General features: G+C 74.8%; 3 protein-coding genes and 1 pseudogene. All 4 read left to right on the plus strand.

Features of this window, described 5'->3' with window-relative positions:
* The first annotated feature begins 94 nt into the window (after positions 1-94).
* On the plus strand, positions 95-775 hold the full coding sequence (locus tag FMEAI12_RS35745; protein ID WP_112109412.1) for a Tellurium resistance: 681 nt from the start codon (positions 95-97) through the stop codon (positions 773-775).
* A 166-nt stretch (positions 776-941) separates the two neighbouring features.
* Positions 942-3,863, plus strand: a complete 2,922-nt coding sequence (locus FMEAI12_RS39110; protein WP_235015147.1) for a hypothetical protein — start codon at positions 942-944, stop codon at positions 3,861-3,863.
* Between the two features lie 214 nt (positions 3,864-4,077).
* Positions 4,078-5,820 (plus strand): Hsp70 family protein, encoded by a 1,743-nt coding sequence (locus FMEAI12_RS35755; protein WP_112109413.1) that lies wholly within the window; start codon positions 4,078-4,080, stop codon positions 5,818-5,820.
* A gap of 132 nt (positions 5,821-5,952) precedes the next feature.
* Positions 5,953-8,408, plus strand: a pseudogene (locus FMEAI12_RS35760) (zinc ribbon domain-containing protein); the annotation flags it as partial.

Consider the following 8,408-nt stretch of genomic DNA (forward strand, 5'->3'; position numbering starts at 1 on the left):
TCACCACCGACCACCACCCACCACCTATCTCACCGCCGACCACCCCACCGCCGTCACCCACTGCCATCACCCACCGACCGCAAGGGAGCGGAACATGGGCATCGACTACAGCAAACGACCCGCCGCACCGGCGGCGGGGCCGCCGGTGTCACTGAGCAAGGTCACGCTGACCAAGTCCACGCCGACCGTGTCGCTGAGCAAGCAGGGTGGCGGCGGGCGGCTGCACGTCAACCTGAACTGGAACCAGACCGGGACCGGCGGCGGCGGCGGGGGTAAGGGCGGCTTCCTCAAGCGGGTGCTCAGCGCCGGCAGTGGCGGCATCGACCTCGACCTGGCCTGCCTGTTCGAGCTGGCGGACGGCCGTTCCGGCGTGGTCCAGGCGCTCGGCAACGCCTTCGGCTCGTTCGACAACCCGCCGTACGTCAACCTCGACGCCGACGACCGGACCGGGGCCGCAACCGGCGGTGAGAACCTGCACGTCAACCTCGCCCGGATCGGTGAGATCCGTCGCCTGCTGGTCTTCGCCTTCATCTACGAGGGCGTGGCCTCCTTCGACCAGGCCGACGCCGTGGTGACGCTGACCCCGGCCCAGGGCGCGCCGATCGAGGTCCGCCTCGACGAGCGGGCCGGCGGCGCCCGGATGTGCGCGATCGCGCTGCTGACGAACACCGGTGGTGACTTCTCCGTCAGCCGGGAGGTCCGGTATGTCAGCGGACACCGCGAGCTGGACAAGGCGTACTCGTGGGGCCTGGACTGGACCGCTGGCCGCAAGTGACCGGTCACCGCGGCCCGTCCCGCGGTGCGAGGGGCGGACCCGGAGTTGAGTGGAACGCCGGAACCGGGCAGGCTGTCCGCAGTAGCCGGGAATCAGTCGTGATCAGGGCCCACGCACCGGGATGACCCGTCCGTTGCCGCCGCCTGACGGGGAGGGGCGTTACTCCATGTTCCAGCCACGGCGTTCCTCCCGGTCGGGCCGCTCCGGCGGCCCGGGTGAGGCGGGCGAGGGCCGGGGCGGCGCCGGTGGTTACCGCTGGTTCGCCCCTGAGGACCTGCCCGGCGAGGAGCTGCCCGACACCCGGGAGCAGGGTGAGGACGATCGGGGCGAGCCCCGGTCGGACGGGCCGGAGCGGACGTCCGCCTGGTACGACACGGACGACGGCACCGACCCGGGCGACGGGGAGTACCTCCGTCCCAGGGGCTACGTGTCACGGCTGCCGGGCGGCCGGTCGGGGCGCGAGCGCTCCGACTCCGGTGGCGCGGGCGCGCCGGCCGGGGGCGGTCGCGGATTCGCCCCGGACACCTACGAGCGCGCCGGGTACGGCCCACCGGACCGCGGCGAGGGAGATCCGGAGGCGGGCTACCGCTCCGCCTACCCGGACGAGGCCTACGGCGACCCCGGGTACGCCGGCGGCGGGTACGAGGAGAGCACGTACGAGTCCGGGCCGGAGGGCGAGGACCGGTACGCGGGCGACGGCTACCGGCGGCCCGAGACCGCCGACGGCGAGTACGACCGCGGTCCCGGGTACCCGGGCGGGCCGCGGTACGCGGGCGGTGACGGGTTCGCCGACGCTCCCGGCTTCCCCGGTGAGGCGGTTTTCACAGGCGAGGCGGACTACATCCGCGGTGGCGAGCCCCCGCTCCCGCGCCGGACCAGCTACAACGCCGCTCGCGGCTATCCCGACGACGGCGGCTACCGGGGCGAGCCCCGGTACGCCGGGGACGGCGGCGGTGCCGCGGCGTATGCCGGCACGCCGGGATACGCCCGCGACCCGGAGTTCGTCCCGGACGGCCCCGGTACGCCGGAGTACGTCGCCGAGGCCGATTACCCGGCCGGTGCGCAGTACTCCGGCGACGCCGAGTACTCCGGTGACGTGCGGTTCACTGAAGGTGACGCGCGGTTCGTGGGGGAGGCGCGGTACCCGGACGACCCGCGGTTCTCAAACGACTCCCAGTTCTCGGACGACCCGCGGTTCTCGGGCGACTCCCAGTTCTCGGGAGATGCGGAGTACCCGAGGGACACGACGTTCGCCGGTGACGAGGAGTACTCGGGGGACGGCCCGCGTGCCGGTGGCGAGGGCTACCCGGATGCCGCGCCGTACGCCCGCGGGTCCGACCGGTACGAACGCGAGGGCGACTTCCCCGACGGCCCGGCATACCGGCGCGACGCCGCCTACGCCGGTGGCGCCGACTACACCGATGATGCGGGCTACGCGGGTGGCGCCGCCTACGAGGCGAAGGCCGATGCCGGCCGCGGCACCGCTTTCGCGCCCGGCGGCGGAACCGGCTACGGCGGGGACACCGGCTACTCCGGCGACGGTGAGTACACAGCCGCCGCCGGCTACGACGGAGCCGGCGATCGCGGCGGTGCCGAGCTGCCGCCGATGCCCGCGCAGAAGATTGATTTCTTCCGGCGCTACGTGCGCCAGTCGACCGAGCCCGCCGGCATGCCGGACGCCCCGGCCGGGGACGGCGGGGACTCGACGGGGGCCCGTCCCGCCAGCCGTCGGGACGAGTTCGACCTGCTCGACTACGAGATCCTCGGCGGGAGCGCGTCCGACCGGCATGCCGGGGACGCCCCCGCCGGCCGCGTCCCCGGCCAGCTCGACGACGCCGGGGACCCGATCGGGAACTACCCGGCAGCGGAGCACGTCTTCGCCGCGCGGGACCGGGTGGACGTCCTCGTGCCGGGTGACCTCCCGACACCGGGTGGCCACCTGGCGGACGACGCCGTGGCGGCCGGCGATGTCGTGGCGACAGGCGACGTCGTGGCGGGCGACATCGTGCCGGGCAGTGTTGTGCCGGACAATGCCGCGGCGGGCGATAGCGCGGCGGGCAAGGTCGTGGCGGGCGAGGTCGTGGCGTCCGGCGAGCTGCTGGAGCCCGACGACGTCGTCGCGTCCGGTGATCTGTCGGCCTCCGATGATGTTGTGGCGTTCGATGACCTCCTGACGGGAGACGATCTCCTGACAGGAGACGAGGCAGGCACCGGCAGGACGGCGGACGGGGCCGGCGCGCAGGCGCTGGGCGCACCACCGCCGGGCACCGGCCTCGGCCTCGGTTTCGAGCGGGGGCCGTTCGACGGCACCGGCCGGCCGGCCGACGCGGACGTGATCGACGGATCGGGCGCGGACGCCGTGCCCGCGCAGACCATGCCGGCGGGCACCGTTCCGGCCGGCACCGTTCCGGCCGGCGCTGGGTCAGCCGGCGCTGGGCCGGCGGGCGCCGTTTCGGTGGGTGCCGGGGTCGTGCCGTCCGCCGCGGTCCCGGTGGGCCTGGCGGTGGGGGACACCGATGGCCCGGCCGTGACCGGCGCGGTCCCGTCGGACGAGGCCCCGCCGGCCGCCGCCGTGGACGGCGCTTTGAACGGAGCCGTCATGAACGGAGCCGGAGTGGACGTGTCCGCCGCGGCGCTGGTCGACCGGCAGGTGCTGGAACGCCTCGCCGATCGGGTGGACGAGCTCGTCCGCCTGCGCCGCCACGACGCCGAGCTGGTCGACCGCCTGCACGCGGAGAACGGCCGGCTGCGCGGCGGTGAGCTGACCGAGGCGATGACCCCGCTGCTGCGCGGGCTGGTCCGGCTGTACGACCAGATGAGCAGCCTCGGTGCCGAGGACGCCCAGAGCGTCGCCGGGATCCTGCGCAAGCAGCTGCTCCAGATCCTGGACCTGGCCGCGGACGTCCGTCCCTACGCGCCGGCGGCCGGCGACCCGTTCGATCCGGGGCGGTCGCTGGGGGTCCGCCGGGTCGGCACCGACGATCCGGCGCTGGAGGGAACGGTCGCCCGGACGGTTCGTCCCGGCTTCGTCCGCGGGGAGTCCATGGTCGTCCGACCTGCCGAGACCGAGGTCTACCGGGCCTTCTGACCAGGCGTCCCGACCGGGCGTTCCGGCGGGGTGGGACGGCCCGGGGGACGGCCGGCTCCGACGGCCCGGCACGCGCGCGTCATCATCATGAGGCAGATGCCGGCGCGCACGCCGCCGGCGGCGGAGCCGGTGGCACGTAAGCCGGCCGGGTGGGGGCGTCGCCGGTCGTGGTCTGCCGGCCGCAGCAGTCGTCAGGTGAAGGGAAGATCAGACGGTGGCAGGCACCAAGGTGTTCGGAATCGACCTGGGCACCACCTACTCGTGTATCGCCCAGGTCGACGAGTACGGCCGCCCGGACGTGATCCGCAACATCGAGTCACAGCCGACGACCCCCTCGGTGGTCCTCTTCGACGGCGTGGCCGCCGGTGGCCCGGGCGGCGCGGAAGGCGGCACGGCCGGCACGGCAGGGGCGGTGGCCGGTGCGTCCGGCGGCGGTGGCTCGACGTCGTTCGTGGTCGGCACCCAGGCCAAGCGTCAGGCGCGCATCCGCCCGGACGACGTCGCGCGGCTCGTCAAGCGGCACATGGGCGCCTCGGACTGGCGGTTCGTGGCGTACGACGTCGAGTACAGCGCCGCGTCGGTGTCCAGCCTGGTGCTCAAGGCACTGGCCGCGGACGCGCAGCGGGCGACCGGGACCCCGGTGACGGACGTGGTCATCACCGTCCCGGCCTACTTCGGTGACGAGGAGCGCAAGGCGACCAAGCTCGCCGGCGAGCTCGCCGGCCTCAACGTCGTCGACATCATCAACGAGCCGACCGCGGCGGCGTTCGCCTACGGGTTCGCCCAGGACGGCCAGTCCACCTCGACGGTGCTCGTCTACGACCTCGGCGGCGGCACGTTCGACACGACGGTGATCCGGCTCAGCGAGAACGACATCACCGTGGTGGCCACGGACGGCGACCACGAGCTCGGCGGCGCCGACTGGGACAACGAGATCGTCCGCTACCTGGCGCAGAAGTTCGTCCAGGAGCAGCCGGACGCCGGTGACCCGCTCGACGACGTCCACGACGAGCAGGAGCTGCTCACCGCGGCCGAGGACGCCAAGCTCGCGCTGTCCGGGCGGGAGAGCGTGGACGTCCTGGTGATGCACGGCGGGCGACGGAGCAGCGTGCCGGTGACCCGGGCGACGCTGGAGGAGATCACCGGGCCGCTGCTGCAGCGCACGATCGACCTCACCGGCGCGGTCCTGCAGCGGGCCAAGGAGAAGGGCGTCGACAAGATCGACCTCTGTCTCCTCGTCGGCGGGATGAGCAAGCTGCCCGCGGTCGCCCGCCGGCTGGGGGAGACCTTCGGGCTCACCTGCCGGCTGGTCGACCCGGACCTCGCCGTCGCCAAGGGCGCGGCGGTCTACGGGCAGAAGAAGGCGCTGGAGCGCGAGGTCCGCGCGGAGCTGGTGGCCAGCGGACGGCTGCGTCCGGACCAGCAGCTCGACGCGGCCGCGACCGGTGACCTTGAGGTCGCCGCCGCCGCGAGCGCGTCCGCCGCCGGGCTGACGACCTCGTCGGTGGTCGACCTCGTGCGCACCCGCGTGACGGATGTCACCTCGCGTGGCTTCGGGATCTTCGCGGAAGATCGCGGCAGCGCGGTGGCGGCATTTCTGGCCCACCAGAACGACGCCCTGCCGATCCAGGTGAAGCGCACGTTCTACACGATCTCCGACGACCAGTCCGAGGTCGACATCCGGGTCTTCGAGCAGGGCACCGGCGTCGAGTCGACGCGCATCGAGGACAACAAGGTGATCGTGGCCGGCGCGATCAGTGGCATCCCGGCCGGTCATCCCCGCGGGACACCGGTCGAGGTCACCTTCGAGATGGGCCGGGACCAGACCATCCAGGTCACCGCCACCCATGTGGGCGCCTCCGAGCCGCTTGTCCTGCGGGTCAAGGCCGGGGTCGGCAGCGAGAGCATGAAGACCGAGGAATCGGCCAAGGTCAATCTCCTCAAGCAACGGAACTGATCTCCGTCGGGGCGGCGGTGGTGCTCGCGGGGATGAGCACCACCGTGACCGCGGCCCGAGCCGAGATCCGTACCCTCGACCTGGAGCGGGTGTGCCCGGGCGTGCGGGCGGTGGCGGAACGAGGGTGAAACGGTGAGCGCGGCGTTCGACGGCAGCGGCTACCGGCGACGGGTCCTGGCGCCGCTGCGTGCCCGGACCCCGGTGGACACGGCCGACCCCTACCTGGTCGCGGACCTTGATCCGCTGCTCGAGCACACCGACTCCGAGGTCGCCGCGCAGCTCGCCCGGGTGATGGCGTTCCTGCAGCGTGAGCGCAACTCGGCGAAGTACGCGGCGCTGGCCACCGAGCTGGTGCGCCGCCGCGGCGAGTGGGAGGCGCCGCTGCTCGACGGCGACGCCCGGGCCCGCCTGCGGCACACCGTCCTCGATGCCCGGCGCAACGGCGACGCCGAGCGGCTCGCCAAGGTCGACGGCTACCTCGTCACACTGCGTGATCGTTTTGGTGGCATCCCGGCCTCCAGGGTCGCCGGCCTGCGCCGCCTCGCGGCCGCGGCCGGGGTGACCGGGGCCGAGTTCGACGCCCGGCTGGGCCGCGAGGTCATCATCGCGGACGGCGGCGGCGCCGGCGTCGAGGCGCTCGCCCCCGAGGTCCGCAGCCAGATCCGGCAGCGGCTGGAGGACCTGCGCGTCCTGCGCGGCGGAGACCGGGCCGGCACCGCCTCCCTGTGGGACTTCCTCGGTCTGCCGCCCGACGCCGGGCCGGACCGCATCCGCTCCGCCTGGGAGGCGGTGGCGGCCGGCAACGCCCGGCGCCCGCACGACCGCGAGAAGACGCTGACGGCCGACCTGCTGGCCATGGTGCGCTCCCGGCTGGTCGAGAGTGACCCGGCGGCGTACACCGCGGGTCTGCTCGCCGATGTCGCAGACGAGCTCCGCCCGATCGTCGAGGAGCACGTCGTGCTCGACGGCGAGCTGACGGCGGTCGCCTACGAGGGGCTCGTCCGGGCCGCCCTGGCCGCCGGCCGCGGGCTGGGCGCCGAGCAGGCGAAGACGGTCATCCTGGGCATCGCCCGCAACCTGGGCGCCGCGGTCAGCACCGGCGGCGCCGTCGACTACGTGCTGTGCCCCGGCTGTGGACGTCCCGAGCCGGTCGGCGGCTCGCGGACCTGCCGGTACTGCGACGCGGGGCTCTACACCACCTGCCCCGGGTGCGCCTCGCTCACCGAGGCCGCCGCCGTGACCTGCCGGCGCTGCGGGTACAGCCTGCGCCAGGTCCGGGCTGCCGGCGACGCGCTCGCCGCCGTGCGCCAGGCGCTGGAGGCCGGCCGCCCCCGCGAGGCGAGCGACGGCCTCGCCCGGGTGCGCGCGGCCGTCGCGGCCGCCGGCTCGGGGGCCGGCAACGGGACGGCGGAGGCCGCCGACGAGCTGGAGTCGCTCGTCCGGGCCGGGCTCGGCGCCGCCGAGGCGGGCTGGCGGGCACTGGCGGAGGAACGCTCCACCCTGCGCTCCGACGCCGCGGTGGAACGCGCCCGCTGGCTGGTCGCCCGCGCGGCGGACGTCCCCGGGCCGGACGGCCGCCCGCCGGCCGAGGTGCTCGGCGAGCTGACCGCGCAACAGGCCGTCATCCGGCGCCGGGTCGAGGCCGCCCGCGGCCTGCCGTCCGAGCAGCAGGAGGCCGCGCTGGTCGCCGTGCTCGCCACCGCCGTCGACAGCGCGGACGCGCTGCGCGCTCTCGCTGCTCTGCCGCTGCAGCCACCGACCGATCTGACCTCCGTGCTGGCCGACGACGCGGTCCTGCTGCGCTGGCGGCCGTCCGCCTCGGCCGGCCCGGTCACCTACCGGGTGGAGCGGGTCGCCGTCGACCCCGGCTCCGGGCAGCTCACCCGGCGCGGCCTGGGCACCACCAGCTCCACCGAGCTCGCCGACGCGGGCGCCCCACCGTGGACGCCGGTCCGGCACGAGGTGACCGCGCTCTCCGGCGAGCGGCGCTCCCGGCCGGTCAGCACCGCGCCGGTCATCGCCGTGCGGGACGTCGCCGACCTACGGGCCGAGGCGACCCCGACCGGGGTCCGCCTCACCTGGCGGCCGAGCGGGCCGTCCGACACCGTGACGATCGAGCGCACGGTCGATCCCGACTCGTCGGTCTCCGCCCCGCCGCGCCGGGCCCGGGTGACCGGCGGGAGTTTCCTCGACTCCGACGTGCTGCCCGGTGTGGGCTACCGCTACCGCGTGTTCGTCGAGTACACCGACGTCGACGGCAGCGCCGCCCGCACCTCGGGGTCGCGGGCCGAATTCGGCCTGCTCACCCGGCCGCGACCGGTCACCGACCTGGTCGTCGGCGCCGAGGACGGGCAGGTCGCCCTGCGGTGGACGCCGCGTTCCGGGGCCGAGGTGCGGGTCTACGCGACGGCCGTCCCCCCGTCCGGCGGCGCCGTCGGCGCTCTCCACCCGGGTGGTCCCGGTGCGGACGGGTCGGGCTCCGGTGCGAACGGGGCCGGTGGGTATGGCGTGGGTGCGTACGGTGCCGGTGGGCACGGTTCCGGTGGGCACGGCACCGGGGTGCTTGGCGCCCGCGCGTCGGTCAACTG

Origin of the sequence: Parafrankia sp. Ea1.12, assembly GCF_900465275.1 — a bacterium.
Taxonomy (GTDB): Bacteria; Actinomycetota; Actinomycetes; order Frankiales; family Frankiaceae; genus Parafrankia; species Parafrankia soli.